This window comes from Furfurilactobacillus sp. WILCCON 0119, from assembly GCF_053471565.1.
In genome coordinates, this window is sequence record NZ_JBPCCV010000001.1 from 617,954 (window position 1) to 631,108 (window position 13,155).

15 protein-coding genes and 1 tRNA gene are annotated in these 13,155 nt (G+C 43.4%); 3 read left to right on the top strand and 13 right to left on the bottom strand.

All coding sequences use genetic code 11. From position 1 onward, the window contains the following. Positions 1-79: 79 nt before the first annotated feature. Positions 80-1,246: a hydroxymethylglutaryl-CoA synthase gene (locus ACRYI5_RS03165; protein WP_448224235.1), complete on the bottom strand. Its 1,167-nt coding sequence runs from the start codon at positions 1,244-1,246 to the stop codon at positions 80-82. Between the two features lie 234 nt (positions 1,247-1,480). Between ACRYI5_RS03165 and ACRYI5_RS03170 the strand changes: the two genes are divergently transcribed. From ACRYI5_RS03170 to ACRYI5_RS03180, 3 genes are all read left to right on the top strand, one after another. After that, positions 1,481-1,789, top strand: a complete 309-nt coding sequence (locus ACRYI5_RS03170) for a hypothetical protein (protein ID WP_448224236.1) — start codon at positions 1,481-1,483, stop codon at positions 1,787-1,789. A gap of 80 nt (positions 1,790-1,869) precedes the next feature. After that, positions 1,870-1,958, top strand: a tRNA-Ser gene (locus ACRYI5_RS03175). Positions 1,959-2,736: 778 nt separating this feature from the next. Beyond that, positions 2,737-3,501 carry a MucBP domain-containing protein gene (locus ACRYI5_RS03180; RefSeq protein WP_448224237.1) on the top strand — a complete coding sequence of 255 codons (765 nt, stop codon included), beginning with the start codon at positions 2,737-2,739 and terminating at the stop codon, positions 3,499-3,501. An 89-nt stretch (positions 3,502-3,590) separates the two neighbouring features. On the opposite strand, the gene ACRYI5_RS03185 is transcribed toward ACRYI5_RS03180, so the two are convergent. From ACRYI5_RS03185 to ACRYI5_RS03240, 12 genes are all read right to left on the bottom strand, one after another. Beyond that, the gene (locus ACRYI5_RS03185) at positions 3,591-4,187 is read right to left on the bottom strand and encodes a CadD family cadmium resistance transporter (protein ID WP_448224238.1); all 597 of its coding nucleotides are present in this window, start codon (positions 4,185-4,187) and stop codon (positions 3,591-3,593) included. Between the two features lie 189 nt (positions 4,188-4,376). Beyond that, the gene (locus tag ACRYI5_RS03190; RefSeq protein ID WP_448224239.1) at positions 4,377-5,252 is read right to left on the bottom strand and encodes a peptidoglycan amidohydrolase family protein; all 876 of its coding nucleotides are present in this window, start codon (positions 5,250-5,252) and stop codon (positions 4,377-4,379) included. After that, a complete protein-coding gene (locus ACRYI5_RS03195; RefSeq protein WP_448224240.1) occupies positions 5,252-5,671 on the bottom strand; it encodes a phage holin, LLH family in 420 nt (139 codons plus the stop codon). The genes ACRYI5_RS03190 and ACRYI5_RS03195 overlap by 1 nt, the downstream gene beginning before the upstream one ends. Beyond that, complete coding sequence (locus ACRYI5_RS03200; RefSeq protein WP_448224241.1) at positions 5,664-5,894, bottom strand: hypothetical protein; 231 nt, start codon at positions 5,892-5,894, stop codon at positions 5,664-5,666. Before ACRYI5_RS03200 ends, ACRYI5_RS03195 begins: the two co-directional genes overlap by 8 nt. After that, positions 5,887-6,297 carry a hypothetical protein gene (locus ACRYI5_RS03205; RefSeq protein ID WP_448224242.1) on the bottom strand — a complete coding sequence of 137 codons (411 nt, stop codon included), beginning with the start codon at positions 6,295-6,297 and terminating at the stop codon, positions 5,887-5,889. Before ACRYI5_RS03205 ends, ACRYI5_RS03200 begins: the two co-directional genes overlap by 8 nt. 168 nt (positions 6,298-6,465) lie before the next feature. Continuing rightward, positions 6,466-6,765 carry a hypothetical protein gene (locus tag ACRYI5_RS03210; RefSeq protein ID WP_448224243.1) on the bottom strand — a complete coding sequence of 100 codons (300 nt, stop codon included), beginning with the start codon at positions 6,763-6,765 and terminating at the stop codon, positions 6,466-6,468. A 20-nt stretch (positions 6,766-6,785) separates the two neighbouring features. Continuing rightward, on the bottom strand, positions 6,786-7,235 hold the full coding sequence (locus ACRYI5_RS03215; protein ID WP_448224244.1) for a hypothetical protein: 450 nt from the start codon (positions 7,233-7,235) through the stop codon (positions 6,786-6,788). Beyond that, the gene (locus ACRYI5_RS03220) at positions 7,235-8,293 is read right to left on the bottom strand and encodes a hypothetical protein (RefSeq protein ID WP_448224245.1); all 1,059 of its coding nucleotides are present in this window, start codon (positions 8,291-8,293) and stop codon (positions 7,235-7,237) included. The genes ACRYI5_RS03215 and ACRYI5_RS03220 overlap by 1 nt, the downstream gene beginning before the upstream one ends. Positions 8,294-8,338: 45 nt before the next feature. Continuing rightward, positions 8,339-9,394: a hypothetical protein gene (locus tag ACRYI5_RS03225; protein WP_448224246.1), complete on the bottom strand. Its 1,056-nt coding sequence runs from the start codon at positions 9,392-9,394 to the stop codon at positions 8,339-8,341. 174 nt (positions 9,395-9,568) lie between these two features. Continuing rightward, the gene (locus ACRYI5_RS03230; RefSeq protein WP_448224247.1) at positions 9,569-10,699 is read right to left on the bottom strand and encodes a hypothetical protein; all 1,131 of its coding nucleotides are present in this window, start codon (positions 10,697-10,699) and stop codon (positions 9,569-9,571) included. After that, positions 10,699-12,324, bottom strand: a complete 1,626-nt coding sequence (locus tag ACRYI5_RS03235) for a phage tail protein (protein ID WP_448224248.1) — start codon at positions 12,322-12,324, stop codon at positions 10,699-10,701. Before ACRYI5_RS03235 ends, ACRYI5_RS03230 begins: the two co-directional genes overlap by 1 nt. Then, positions 12,321-13,151, bottom strand: coding sequence for a phage tail domain-containing protein (locus ACRYI5_RS03240; protein ID WP_448224249.1), 831 nt, complete (start codon positions 13,149-13,151; stop codon positions 12,321-12,323). The genes ACRYI5_RS03235 and ACRYI5_RS03240 overlap by 4 nt, the downstream gene beginning before the upstream one ends. Between the last annotated feature and the right edge of the window lie 4 nt (positions 13,152-13,155).

A 13,155-nucleotide genomic window follows, 5' to 3' on the forward strand; every position in this document is an offset into this window, starting at 1 on the left:
TTTAGTCCTGTTGATCATCCTTGATCGACAGGACTTTTTTCAGCCAAAAAACGGCAATCCCGTAGGACCACCGTTTTCATTAACCACGATTTAAATATTGGCGCTGTTCGTTCTTAATGCCTGTTAACACAAATTGGGCTGGGTCCGCACTGATATCAAGCTCCCGATCCGTGCCGTTGGTTGGCAATTGATCTGAAAATAGCGCTTCGTATGTGGCCACATCAACCGGCGTCCGGTTATTAAGTAGTTCCGTAATCGCTGCCTTATTGAACCCCTGGCGATAATCTGGTTGCAGTCGGCCAGTATAAAACTCACCTTCTGCCCCGGAGCCGAAACTAAAGAGTCCTAAACGGGCACCAGCAGCGAGCTCACCGTTTGCTAATAGTGACAGCAGGCTCAGGTACAAAGAACCCGTGTATAGATTCCCCACATGACGGTTCCATTCACGGGCGGCCTCAAAGTTCGTCGTTAGTTTCGTCGCCTGTGTGTCATCCACTTCTGGTAAAACCGTTCGCAACGCTTTAAGTCCCATTTTTGTAAACGGCAAATGAAAGAGAAATGCATCAAAATCCATCGCCGATTGATCAAATTGCGTTTTAAATCGTTGCCAGACATCCTGGAAAAAATCGATGTAAATGTTGGCTGAATAATGCCCGTCAACCCGTGCTTCCGTCGCGTAAACTGGCCGCCAAAAATCCATAACATCACGTGTTAAATACATACTGTCCGCTTCAATTGCCATGATTGTGGGCTCCGTGCTCATCACCATGGCAACCGCGCCGCCGCCCTGCGTGATTTCTCCAGCCGTTTCCAACCCGTACCGGGCCACATCCGCCGCCAGAACTAAGACACGCCGGTCAGGATGGGCTAACAGGTAGTCACGACCCAGTTGTAACGCTGCGGTCGCTGAATAACATGCTTGCTTTACTTCAACTGCCCGGGTGTGTTCAGTCAGCCCTAACAAGTGCTGAACGTAAACTGCGGCGGCCTTCGAATTATCAATGCCTGATTCAGTCGCGAATAAAATCAGATCAATTTGATCACGATCAGTATCGTCAAGCACCTGAGCAGCAGCGTTTGCGGCCATTGTGACGACGTCTTGTGTCACCGGCACGACCGCCATCTCTGACTGCCCAATGCCAATGTGATACTTCGCCGGCTCATCACCACGCGCATTGGCGAGATCCGTCATGTCCAGTACGTAATGCGGTGTGTAGAACCCCATTTTATCAATTCCAACGTTCATGAGTTGCCATCCTTATTCTGTCTTAATTAAAACCATTTTAAGTCGTTGATTGTTGAGTTAACTTTAACCGCTGTTTGATTAACAGTCAAACATCACTGGCTCGGCATGGTTACTTTTTAAGGCGCTCATAATAATCACCCTCGTCAATCAAACTCGTTATTGCTATCAGGATGGGACAGGATTAAAATGGAAATTAAATAAACGCGAACGTACATTCGCCAAAGGAGTTCCATTATGGACCACGAAACGTTTAAGGCTTATCTTGAAACCAACTCAAACATTTGGCCGATTTACTATGAACAGGCCCTCGCCTTTCAACAGGCGCGTAACCAACGGCGGTTAGCGGCAAAACAATGGAATGACACCCAACTTGACCGGACCGTCGATAAAATGTTTGTTCCCGTCCTCGAGAACATTTATAACCGGATTGCCGCTGCTCTCGGAAGTAACGTGACCGATGATCACGCGTGGCGAACGTTTATTGAAAGCAACCACGTCTTTGAAGACATTGAAGAATCCATGACTGAGATCGAATTCAATTAGTTAATTCATTACCCGCTCACTTTATCCCCTCACAATGCTTGTCAGTCCGGCAATTTATGCTATACTAATTAAGTACTTTTGGAGACGTGGCAGAGCGGTAATGCAACGGACTCGAAATCCGTCGAACCCGTTTATAGCGGGCGCGCAGGTTCAAATCCTGTCGTCTCCTTTTTGACCCGTTATTGAACGGTCACGAAGAAGAACAAAAAACAAGCAAAACCCTTTTATATCAAGGGTTTGGCTTGTTTTTTTGATTTTGACCAGTCACTGAATAATCACTGAAATATTAAAAGTGTGTGCACAAGGTGTGCACAAATGTATTTTTAGTTACAAGATGGCCATTTAATTTAAAGTCAGAAATGGTTCTGTTTTTAATGAATTTCTCTTAAATTGGTATACCAAATAAAGTGGACTTATCATATGCTGAATGATTACTTTTGAGTAATGTAGCAGTTTTATATCTGCTCAATTAATCTTAAAATTACACCCCATTACATTAATAAATCTCGCTTGAAATCGCCGGAGTGAGGGCTATTTTTAGATAAAACTTTATGAATCTAACCAGAAGATTACTGTAAGTAACAACTGTTCTTTTGGCATAAAACATTATGCTACAATTCAAGTGTACAAAATACTGATTAAAGGTGGTTACTATGAAACAGTCAAAGGTTCTTCGAAATATTGTCGCTATACTAATGTTTGCCGTTACCTTGGGTATGGCCTTCCCTGTTTTAGCTGATTCGAATCAGCATTTCTTAACCGTAAACTATACTTGGAAGAATACTGATTCTTTAGGAACTTCGCCAGCAAGCCAAACCGATAAAGTAAGTATAGGAAGCAGTTACAAAATAAAAAGATTGTCCGCACCGGGGTATTCAGTAGATTTAAATGCTTCGACATATTATGCCTTCGCTGTTAGTACAGTAACATATCCTTACCAAGAGGTAATGGATCATTTTCAAGGTGTCCCATTAGATGATGTTATGCAAATGCTTCATGACAATGAATTTCCTTCTGGAAGTTCAACAGATTTTGACGCAATCGAAAATTGGTCAACTGTTTTAATTCCAAATGATGAAACTGTAACTGTCAACTACGTTTCGTCTGATGGCAAAAAGTTAGACTCAAAGACAATTGATACTAAGTTTAGTCGAACCATCACGATTGACCAACCTAGTTTTGATGGCTACACCATTGCCGCTAATCAACCAAGTTCATATAAAGTTGATAAGGACGGTGCTGGCGCTAACGTTGTAACTATTACTTATGATCCAGACGCTTCATCAAGTTCTGAAAGTTCGAGTTCGTCGAGTTCATCATCAAGTTCTGAAAGTTCAAGTTCATCAAGTTCTTCGTCGAGTTCCAATGCTTCAAGCAGTTCTTCCTCCAATTCTAGCAACGTCGCTAGTTCAAGCGTTTCTGAGAGTTCTTCATCAAGTTCCAGCGTAACTTCGAATGGTCAATCATCAGCTGCTAACCAGTCAAATTCACAAAGCAGTAACGATCAATCTATTGTTGCTACCCTTGTCAAAGAAGATTCTTCGAGCAATAACTCATCAAACACCCCAACGCAACAAACTAACAACCGCGACACGTCTCATCACGCTAGCTTACCAAGTACCAGTGCAATTGGTTACACAACCAGCATCATTGGCATTATCATCTTAGCTGGTGTCACCACCTTATTCGTAATTAAGAAACGAAATCACTAATAAAAAAGCCGCAACTCCCTAAATTAATAGGAAGCTGCGGCTTTTTAACAATTCCACCAAAATATTTATTTAATGATGGTCGGCTACGTTTATCCTAACAGGTGTTTAATGGTCCCGCTTTCGAATAAGATGTACGTACCCAGTCCGATATAAATAATGGCAGTGATATAACGCCCATAATTTTCAAGTATTTCTGCAACTTTTGGTAACCGCGATAACTCGTAACCAATTAGACAGAACAGAGTTAACATGACTACAAAAGTGATTAAGATGATGATTAAGTTGGGAATTGTGCTTTGAGTAAACAGTGGTACATAAATACCAATGTTATCTGCACCACATGTTGTTATGGTAATAAGTGCCACGCTGAAAACAACATTTTGTTTTTTCTTAATCTCATTTTCTACCAGTTCATCATCATCTTTTTCACCAAAAACAAGCAATTTTAGTCCCATTAGAATTGGGATAACACCAAGCAATCCTAATATCCACTCTTGAGGGATAAAACCTAAGATAAACGACATAATCAAACACGCAACCACCAAAATAGTAGTGCCGATCAAGTCGCCCAGATAGACAGACCATTGTTGCGCCCGATTCGTAGATCCAAAAATCACCATTAAAATTACTAAATAATCAATACTAGTTGAAATATATGCTGTAATACCAGTTAAAACGGCTTGCATTGTGTTTCTCCCTCTTAAAAAGTAAAAAATACATATGAAACATTTATCATATGTATTGGATTATACACGTCCTTTAAATTTCAAGTCAACGAATCATAAATGTCTGGAGCAAATTAAGCGTTTGTCATTAAACAAAAAAAGCTCTAACCTCCCGCAACATTGGGAAGTTAGAGCCTTTTTCATTAGTATCTATGCTTTTAAACACGCGTCTGCGTTGAACCAAATCAATCCATAATCTGCTCCAAGATCAATCGCGATTGCGTTTGAACCTTCGTCGTAGTCTGCGATTAACCACTCGTCTTTATCGAACTTAAAATGGTTGCCTGGAGTGGCATCATTTTGGTTAAGGTTATCAGTCAATGAAACAAATACTAGGGGCACGCCGTTGTCATCCCAGCTTAATTGATCGCTAGAACTGTCCGCAGATAGTTCATGTGACAGCCCCTGCCAACAACCGTTAGTAAACTCGACCTGATCAAGTAACCAGGGGTGCCCATTGAACTTGACCCAACCGCCAGCATCCTTAAATTGCTGAACAGCTGACTTATCTCGTGATGGCGCTGGAACCGGCTGTGGTGTTGGTGTCTGTTCATTGCCATTACCAGTCAGCCGATAGACGTAATAATACGGATAGCCATCCAATGAAGCAAAGTAGTCATACCCTAGCTCTTGCACAGCGGTCCCTTCTTCGCCTCCCGTGTAATAACAAGTCGAGATACAGTTATTGTCTGGATCACCACTCGTCATTACCATAATGTGACCACCGGCGCCAGCAGATGAGCCCCGCTGGCCCCAGATAACAATATCCCCAGGTTGAGCATTCCAACCATTTTGGTCGTTTTCTACGATACACTCAAACCCATTGGCTTTAAGATACTCGTGAATGGTTTCCGTGGAATACAGATAGCTGTAACGACCAGCACCAGCTTGATACAGCGCCTCCGTCATGGACCCTGAACAGTCCGCCGTTCCATCACTACCATTTCTGGAACCATACATACTGTAAGTTAATTGGCCTTCACGGTCACGGAACCATTGAATAACGGCATTTGTATCAACTGACATTACTTTGCCCCCTTGTCTTGTGGCTTAACTGGACCGCCGGTTTGCGGTTGTTGCTGTAATTTTGCCTGTTGCTTAATGGCTGGCGCGTCAGTTTGAGCAAACGCCTGGTAGGCACGTTCAACTGTATCTTGGACACGCTGGTCATCAACGTTAATCCCTTTGTCTGCCAATGCCTTATTAACGCGTTGCACTGCGGCGCTCTTCTTTGTGGCCCCAGTCATGTTGTAATTTGTGGCTAAACCCTGAACCGCTGTATCAGCTAAATTCAGGAGTAGTTCTTCAACCTGGCGCCCTTTAGAAGCCTTTTGCGTGGCTACCCATTGATGTAGCATGGGTGACAATAAACCAAAATAGGCCCACGTAAAAAGGCCACTGGCTAACAGCCAAGTGACCACATCATTAATATTTAACTTACTCATTCTTCTTCTCCTTTAATTCTTCGAGTTCCCTTTTTAACGCGTCACGTTCGTTGATGACGTCTTTATAGTTCCGGTTAAGCTGGTCTAAACTCATTTGTAGAATTTTGGTCTGGCTGTTCGTGTGCGAATTTCGCCAGGCAAAAAACGCTGGCACTAGGCCAGTTAAAAACGGGAAAAGGCCGGCATCCTTAATTACCTCAAAAAACTTGGCCAAGTTATTCATCGAAATCACCATACTTCGTGATCCCGATTGAGAGCCATAGGCCCATTAAAGCCAGTGCCCACGATGAGTTAGGAAAACCATCAAAGGCCCGCAAAATGAAAATACCTGAATAGACGCCAAACAAAAAAGCACTAAACGTGATTAACGGACGTTTAATGCTTTGTACATGTCGGATAATACTAAGTAGCATAGCCGCTGCAATAGCAATCAGCAGGAACCCGAACCATTCGTCATCGATCCACCCTATAAGCCAGCCAAAACGTTCTTGAGCATGTAAATAGTCGGGATTACAAATGACGTAAAGGCCCTCGGCAAAGTAAAATAGCGTAATCCCCAAGGCCCCGAAGTTCGAACGGAACAACACGCGATACCACGCTTTAAAACGTCTGAATTGAGTACGCAATCGTCACACCTTCTTTCGATTTAGAATTTATGAATATTACGTACCGTTAAGCGGTCAATTCATTAAACTGGTCTTGCGTGATGATTCCATTGTCCAAATAAAACTGGAAGTATGAAGCACTGGCACCCCATGATTTAAATACCTTTAAATCGTCAAATGTAGGAAACATTATACGTTCGCCCCTTTCGTCGTCTCGTTACTTGCAGTTAAGGCCGCTACCTTTGCATTCAAGGCCGCCACCTGTTGCGTTAAGTTCATCATCAGCAACTGATCGGTTGTGGGTTGATTTGCTGTCTGATCCGGTGTTGCTGGTAAACGGTCCCCAGTCCACCCGTTCGACGCCGGGTTGTAAACGATGTTGCCCACCAGTCCAGTAATTGGCGTTGCTGTGGCGTTTTCTGGTACCGAATCTCCAACACCAGCACCGGCGTATGCAAATGTTTTCGGGTCATATTTGTAGTATTCCATTTTTTTCTTCTCCTTATCGTTTAGTTACTTGCTGGGTAGTCGTCACTAGTGATTGCGGTGCCTTTGGCATTTACCCAAGATGAATCTGGATTGTCGGTCACTGCGGACGGAATAACGAACGCCCGAGTTGCCAAACTGCCATCTGGGTTAACAACCAAGAATCCAGAGGCCCAGTCAGCTGGCTTGCCATCAATGATTCCTGGCGCACTTTCTGCCGTTAAACAATTATTGGTTGTTGGTCTGAATCCAGCTGGGATAAAACCTGCATCCGTGAACTGTACCCATCCCTTGACCTGCTTCCGGTTATCGTCGACTGAGAATGAGTACATAACTGTGTTTCCAATCCGCTTGGCGGTAACAATGTACCCATTTGGGTGATGTCCGGTCCACGTAAACACTTGCTTTTCTCGAGATAAATAATTATTTAATGCTTCATCCCAATTGGGTTGCCCCTTTGTAATTAATCCCATTATCCGACCTCCATAAATTTAATGTCATTGATTGCCTTAAAACAGATGTACTGATTATTTTTCTGATCTACCACGGTAAGCAACTTCCCATCATCACTGATATACGTGTTACCAGCAACGACCCGTAGATTTTTAATGTACAAGTCCATCACGGTTGAATCATCCCCATGCACTTCGCATTTAACCTCAATCTGCTCAACAGGTTTGTAGCTGACTGGATCAGTCTGCGGCTGGCCTGCACCGTAGTTATAGGTGAAAGCCACCACGCTTGGCAGCGACCCAGTAAACTTAACGTTCTGCACCTGTGGTGCAAACACGCCCACGATTTCATCAATTTGTTTTTGAATTGAATCGAGTTCGTTCTGTAACAGTGCAATCCGCTGTGGCATTGATCCCGTCGCATCGTCTAGCTGCTTTTTGATGTTGTTCATGTAGGCAGTAAATGCGTCTAAATCACCACTGGCAGTGGTTTCTGCGTTGGTCAAAATGCCTTCAAACTTCTGGTACTCGGTTTGAAATTGATCGTACAGTGATTTGTACAGAGCATCTAATTTGGTTTGGAAATCACTATCGAAATCGTGATTGGTCACTGATAGTGTTGTAAATCCATTAGGCATGACGGATAAACTAAAGTTAACTGTTCCTAGGATTTGCGGGCCTTCCGACACCTGTAACATCAACTGCTTATACGAGCCAGACGATAAAAACCATTCCTCAGGAAGCAGGAAGATTGCCCGGCCAATTCCCCAGTTATCTTTATCACTATCCGCCACACCATCGAAACTTAAATGCTGCACCTTGATCTTGCTTTCAGCATCTTCACCGTACAGTGTTAGTGACGTGTTTTGCGTGAAATGCAACGTCTTCTGGTTGCTCGTCACACGAATTGGCAACGGCCGCAAGCGATCGCCCATACGAGGGTGCATGGGAATCTGATAGCTCACAATTTTTGGATTAGTGATGTCCACGCTACTATACCCGTTGACAGAATCATCAACCGGCACTTGATCCCATTTAGTCGGGTCATTTACATAATCATTATTGAAGTTTTGATCCATTTCTTCACACCTTTCTATTTTTGAGTAAATAAAAAGAACTTGCTGCTAGAGCAGGTTCTTTTTAAAAGCAGTTTGATAAAGTGACAGCGAATCAAATGCGACCCACCAATTATCATTAAGCTGTTTAATGTAACTATCGTCAATTGTTAAGCCAACCGGTGACATCAATTGCGGTGCCACGTAAAAATGGCCGTCATCATCTTTAACGTGATGTTGTCGCAACACATCTGTCAGCAACGACAAATCCGCATTAATTGGTGTGAACACGTTCTGCAATTCTAGATAAAGCGCGCGGTCAAGACTATTACTAGTTAACTCACTAATCGTAGTAACCACTAACGTATCATCGTATTCATAATTGAACCGTGTTAACAACTCTTTAAGCCATCGCGTAAATAGATTCAGATTATTGTTCATCACCCATTTAAGGTCGTGAACGCTCGTTATCGGCATCTCTTTAACGGCCCATTGTTTCACTAGTCCAAAATGACGCGGCATGTAACTCAACCCTTCAATCGGTTTTAAAGACGACCAGTTGGTCAGATCGTTGTTGGCCGCGGTTGAATAATACAGCCGCCGTTTCGGAATCCATCCGGCCCATGGGTCGCTGAACAGTACCCATTGACCATCGATCAGGATCATCTCTGGCCCTTCATCGTTTAACCCACTTTGAATGTCAGGAAAATTCGTGGAAACCGGCGTGTAGGGTCCTTGCAACGCGTCACTCTGATACAGTCGAACAACTAGATCACGTTCGCGGATCCATAAATAATACTGCCCATTGATAACATTAATATTCGGATCAATCGGGCTGCCCTTAACGTAGTCTGCGACCACCTTTTTGCTGGTGGTCATGTCAGTGGAACCCGTGACCGGGTCAAAATCGACAACATACAAATCGAAATCTTGTTCAGTCCCGTTAGGCGGCGTCTGTGCGTAGACGATGTGCCAGACGTTCTTGTCATTCGCCCATTCTGGGGCCCATGTCATGCAACCTGGTTTGTCAATTGGATAAGGCAGTTGTTCAAACTGTTCCCAGTCCTTTGTGCGTACAATACCACCGGTATAAATGATGTACCAGTAATCATCGGACTGTGCCATCGACGGATCCCGCCAGCCGAAGTCATACTGTTTTAACTCAGTCCAGTTGATCCCATCGTTCGAAGCGATTAAATGACTGATCGTCGGCGCCGGCCATTTAATTTCATCGAACGTCATTGCTAAATAGGAATACTGTTGCGTTTGCTCAAGTAATGTCGTAACTACACCCCCTCTCTAGTATTTAAGTGGAATCCGCGCGTCAATCGCCCGTGGGAAATTGCTACTAACACTGAACATGTATGTGGCACCTAACGTCACACCGCCCGTAACTAAACCAGACATCACCACGTTACCAACCCCGGCGTTAACTTGGCTCACACCAATGCCGACCACTTTATCAACTGCTAGCTTAGGTGTACCCGTCAAGCCGGTAACATTAATGGCATCCCATTGGACATTGGCAGCTTGTTCACTAGCACTTAAAATCGCTGCGTTGACCTTTAAATAGCCACTATTAGCTGACAAACGAACTTCCTCCGCCACCGCGCTGCCAACCTGCCAATTGGCATTAAATGGCGTAACGTTGGCAGATAAATCTGTCACAAGTGGATATTGGTTGTCTTCCAAATCGGCTAAAGCTGGCACAAAATCGTGCTGCTCAAAAACAGCGCTAACAACCATGCATTGTGGTGAATCGCTGTACCCGCAACTAATCCGAATGTAGGCTGTGGAAGCAACTGCATATTTATAGAACTCGATGATTGACCGGGGGCGGTCACCGGTGCCTTTAGCCGTGATGGTCCAGATGGTTGAGCTTAAATACTTTTTGTTGGCGTCAAAGTAAGCCACAGTCAACTGATCATTAGGTTCAGCGCCCCAGCCAACACAGACTAACTGCGCCGTTGAATCGTAGGAAATCAAATCAGAAGTGATTGCCTTAGCATTACTAACCGTCGGCAGGCCACTAGAATCTAATGACTTACCAACTGTCTGCGTTTTGTTAATCCAGTAATTTACAGGTAACCCATACTTTTGAGTTAATGCAAGGTCTGACTGTTTGGCCAAGCCACTTACGTCAGGAACCTTGACTGCACCGACTGCGGTAGCTACATCCGCTTTGGTTGCCACATCCGGCTTATCTGGAATACTGGCCCAAGTGGTCACCGGAATTACGATCTTACCAATTGCGTTATTGATGGCATTCTTAACATCATCAATGGTTACTGAATTGGAAGGAATAGACGCCGTAACCTGCTTAATTAACGCATCTACTTCACCCTTCGTGTAAACTCTAGCTTCATGAGTTTTCGTGTCCCAAAGTAACGGAACCAAAATTTTAACGGCTTCTTGCACGCTCATTGACATTACGATCCACCTCCCATTTCTTGCAACGCCTGGATAGTATCTTGATCTGTGATCATCGCGTTAGTATAGAGAGCTTCGTTTGTACTGTCTTTAATTTTCACTAACCCATCCTTAATACTGGTAATCTGTCTTTGATTGGCTGACAGACCATCAAAGAAATTACGACGTAAATTATTAAGAGTGATTTGTGCTGGTTTACGACTAAACGGAAATGATTGAATTGCGACGGTTTCAACGATTGTCTGGTAGTCAGCAGTCAATACCTGTAACGTCCACTTATCGCCAGGGTTAGGGACTTCATTACTTGCCAGCGTTAACGTAATCGTTGAACTCGGTTCACTTTGCATCTGACTAAGTGCGTAGGCCTTCATGGCATCAGGATTATCAATTGAATCAGAACTAACATCATCTCCATCACGTTCACCCCACCGTGTAACGCTGTCATCGTTTACAACAATAAAAGGATCGAATACAGGAACCTGGGTTGTTTCTGATTCAGTACTAGATTCAGTCACCCCCTTAGGTCGTCCAACTACTACTTGACCGTCAACAGAGGCATATTGATAAGTCCCTGTGTCATTCACTCCTGCTGGATATGAACACTGTAATACCTTTGTGTCATCGCCACGGAACTTCTCCAGCAAAATGAAAGTGTGCCCATTTGCACCGCCACCATTTGCACCACCAGTAACAACTACGTCACCACGTTGCGCATCGTTCAAATCGATCTGATCGAAATAGGTGTGTGCGCCTGTGACATCACTGTCCATGTAGGGCGTTGCCCAGGCATAATCTAAGACGCTAAAGCCAGCTGCTTTCATACAAGACCAGACAAAGCCAGAACAATCGAACGAGTTTGGCCCCGTTCTAGCAGCCATCGAATAACTAGCACCTTTTTGCTGTTCGCCCCAGTTAATCATGGCTTCAATCTTATCCTGCCCATTGCCTCCGGTCGTCGTTGTATTTGTTACATCGCGCGTAACTGATGATGAGGCCATCACAGTATTTACAATGGTTGTTGAATCGTACTGCATTTGAACTTCTTCTGTATTATTCCGATATCTAAAGACGTTATCAGTATCGTGCGTAAAATTCTTTTCGTCGTAAATATTAATAACGTAGTTGTCGGGGTAATATGCGTAGACGTGGAAGTTTTCCATAATGGTGCTCAATCCGTCGCTTAGAGAGCAATTCCCGAAGTCAGTTAACGTTTGGTTGCCAAATTCACCATTAATTTGATAAGAACATCCAGTATTTAAACCATCTAATAGAAAATCCAACGCAGAATTAATGGAATACGATTGAGCGCCATCCTTTTTATTCCGTTGCCGTCGGTAATTCAATTGATAAAAGACGTGTGTAGCGGTCACCGTCTTAATTCGTTGACCGTCTTTAAAGTCATCCGTAACCTGTTTAGTGATGTATTCTTGGCTGTCATACCAAACAGAGCTCTCTACCTCTAATAAATCAAAAGCTATTGATGAATCATCATAAGCCGTAAAGTCGAGTTGAAGTTCACTGTTTTTTTGCCATGTTTTTTCAAAACTATCAAAATCAACGTTAGCCAAGATCTCTGTGTACAGGCGTTTAGAGTCCTGAATAACGATTTTATCTTTTGTGTTCATCGCAAATAAATAAACGGAAAACTAAACGTCACGTTTGGATTGTTCAAGCCTGTTATCGCAATCTGATTGTTTCCTTGTTCAAGTTGCAAGTGTCCAAAATCTGTTTCTGATCCAATTGAATTACCATTTAAATACGATCGAACACCATCAAGCACAAACGTATCTGTATTCGTTAACACATGCTTACATTGGATACTGGTGTTATTCGTTGTGTTTGTTAGTGTGAACGCTCCACTGCCTTTAACTGTAATTTTAACCTGATGACGATTTATATAAGGATCAATGGCTACGTCGCTTGGATTGTAAACGTTAAAGTTATTGCTCAAAAAGTTGAAAGGAACTTCTCGTAAAGGCAAGTGCATTCCCAGCCCTATAAGCTCATCTTGACTAAAAATATCATCTGAATTTTTCAAACTAAAACGAAATCCATATGGATTATCAAATTGGACATCGAAAGCCGTATCATACATGCCATCTGCTTGCGATACGTCGAACGGTTTGGGAATAACATACGCACATTTAAAGGGCTCAACACCGTCGCGTATCCGAATCAACTCTCTTGACATCAACAAACGATAGACATCATCCATCGCAACGCTAAAACCCTCAGCAGATCCCTCTTCAAGGTTTAAATGGGCCGTTACAGTTGAAGGATTGAAATTCACTGTCTGAATCTGCTCACCATCTGAACCTGGCAGCGTTAGATACTGTGGTGTGAGTTGCGGTGATCCATAATCAATTTTTAAGACGTCAATAGAACTAACTGAGGCAGCCAGATCAATCTCTGGCTGCCCTCTTTTCTGAATAAACAAATGTCCTAATCCCATTTAA

Coding starts and splice junctions, on each gene's coding strand:
- ACRYI5_RS03220 (WP_448224245.1), bottom strand. CDS start 8,293: ATGGATCAAAACTTCAATAATGATTATGTAAATGACCCGACTAAATGG.
- ACRYI5_RS03230 (WP_448224247.1), bottom strand. CDS start 10,699: ATGTCAATGAGCGTGCAAGAAGCCGTTAAAATTTTGGTTCCGTTACTT.
- ACRYI5_RS03170 (WP_448224236.1), top strand. CDS start 1,481: ATGGACCACGAAACGTTTAAGGCTTATCTTGAAACCAACTCAAACATT.
- ACRYI5_RS03240 (WP_448224249.1), bottom strand. CDS start 13,151: ATGGGATTAGGACATTTGTTTATTCAGAAAAGAGGGCAGCCAGAGATT.
- ACRYI5_RS03165 (WP_448224235.1), bottom strand. CDS start 1,246: ATGAACGTTGGAATTGATAAAATGGGGTTCTACACACCGCATTACGTA.
- ACRYI5_RS03185 (WP_448224238.1), bottom strand. CDS start 4,187: ATGCAAGCCGTTTTAACTGGTATTACAGCATATATTTCAACTAGTATT.
- ACRYI5_RS03225 (WP_448224246.1), bottom strand. CDS start 9,394: ATGGCACAGTCCGATGATTACTGGTACATCATTTATACCGGTGGTATT.
- ACRYI5_RS03180 (WP_448224237.1), top strand. CDS start 2,737: ATGGATCATTTTCAAGGTGTCCCATTAGATGATGTTATGCAAATGCTT.
- ACRYI5_RS03195 (WP_448224240.1), bottom strand. CDS start 5,671: ATGAGTAAGTTAAATATTAATGATGTGGTCACTTGGCTGTTAGCCAGT.
- ACRYI5_RS03190 (WP_448224239.1), bottom strand. CDS start 5,252: ATGTCAGTTGATACAAATGCCGTTATTCAATGGTTCCGTGACCGTGAA.
- ACRYI5_RS03200 (WP_448224241.1), bottom strand. CDS start 5,894: ATGAATAACTTGGCCAAGTTTTTTGAGGTAATTAAGGATGCCGGCCTT.
- ACRYI5_RS03235 (WP_448224248.1), bottom strand. CDS start 12,324: ATGAACACAAAAGATAAAATCGTTATTCAGGACTCTAAACGCCTGTAC.
- ACRYI5_RS03210 (WP_448224243.1), bottom strand. CDS start 6,765: ATGGAATACTACAAATATGACCCGAAAACATTTGCATACGCCGGTGCT.
- ACRYI5_RS03215 (WP_448224244.1), bottom strand. CDS start 7,235: ATGGGATTAATTACAAAGGGGCAACCCAATTGGGATGAAGCATTAAAT.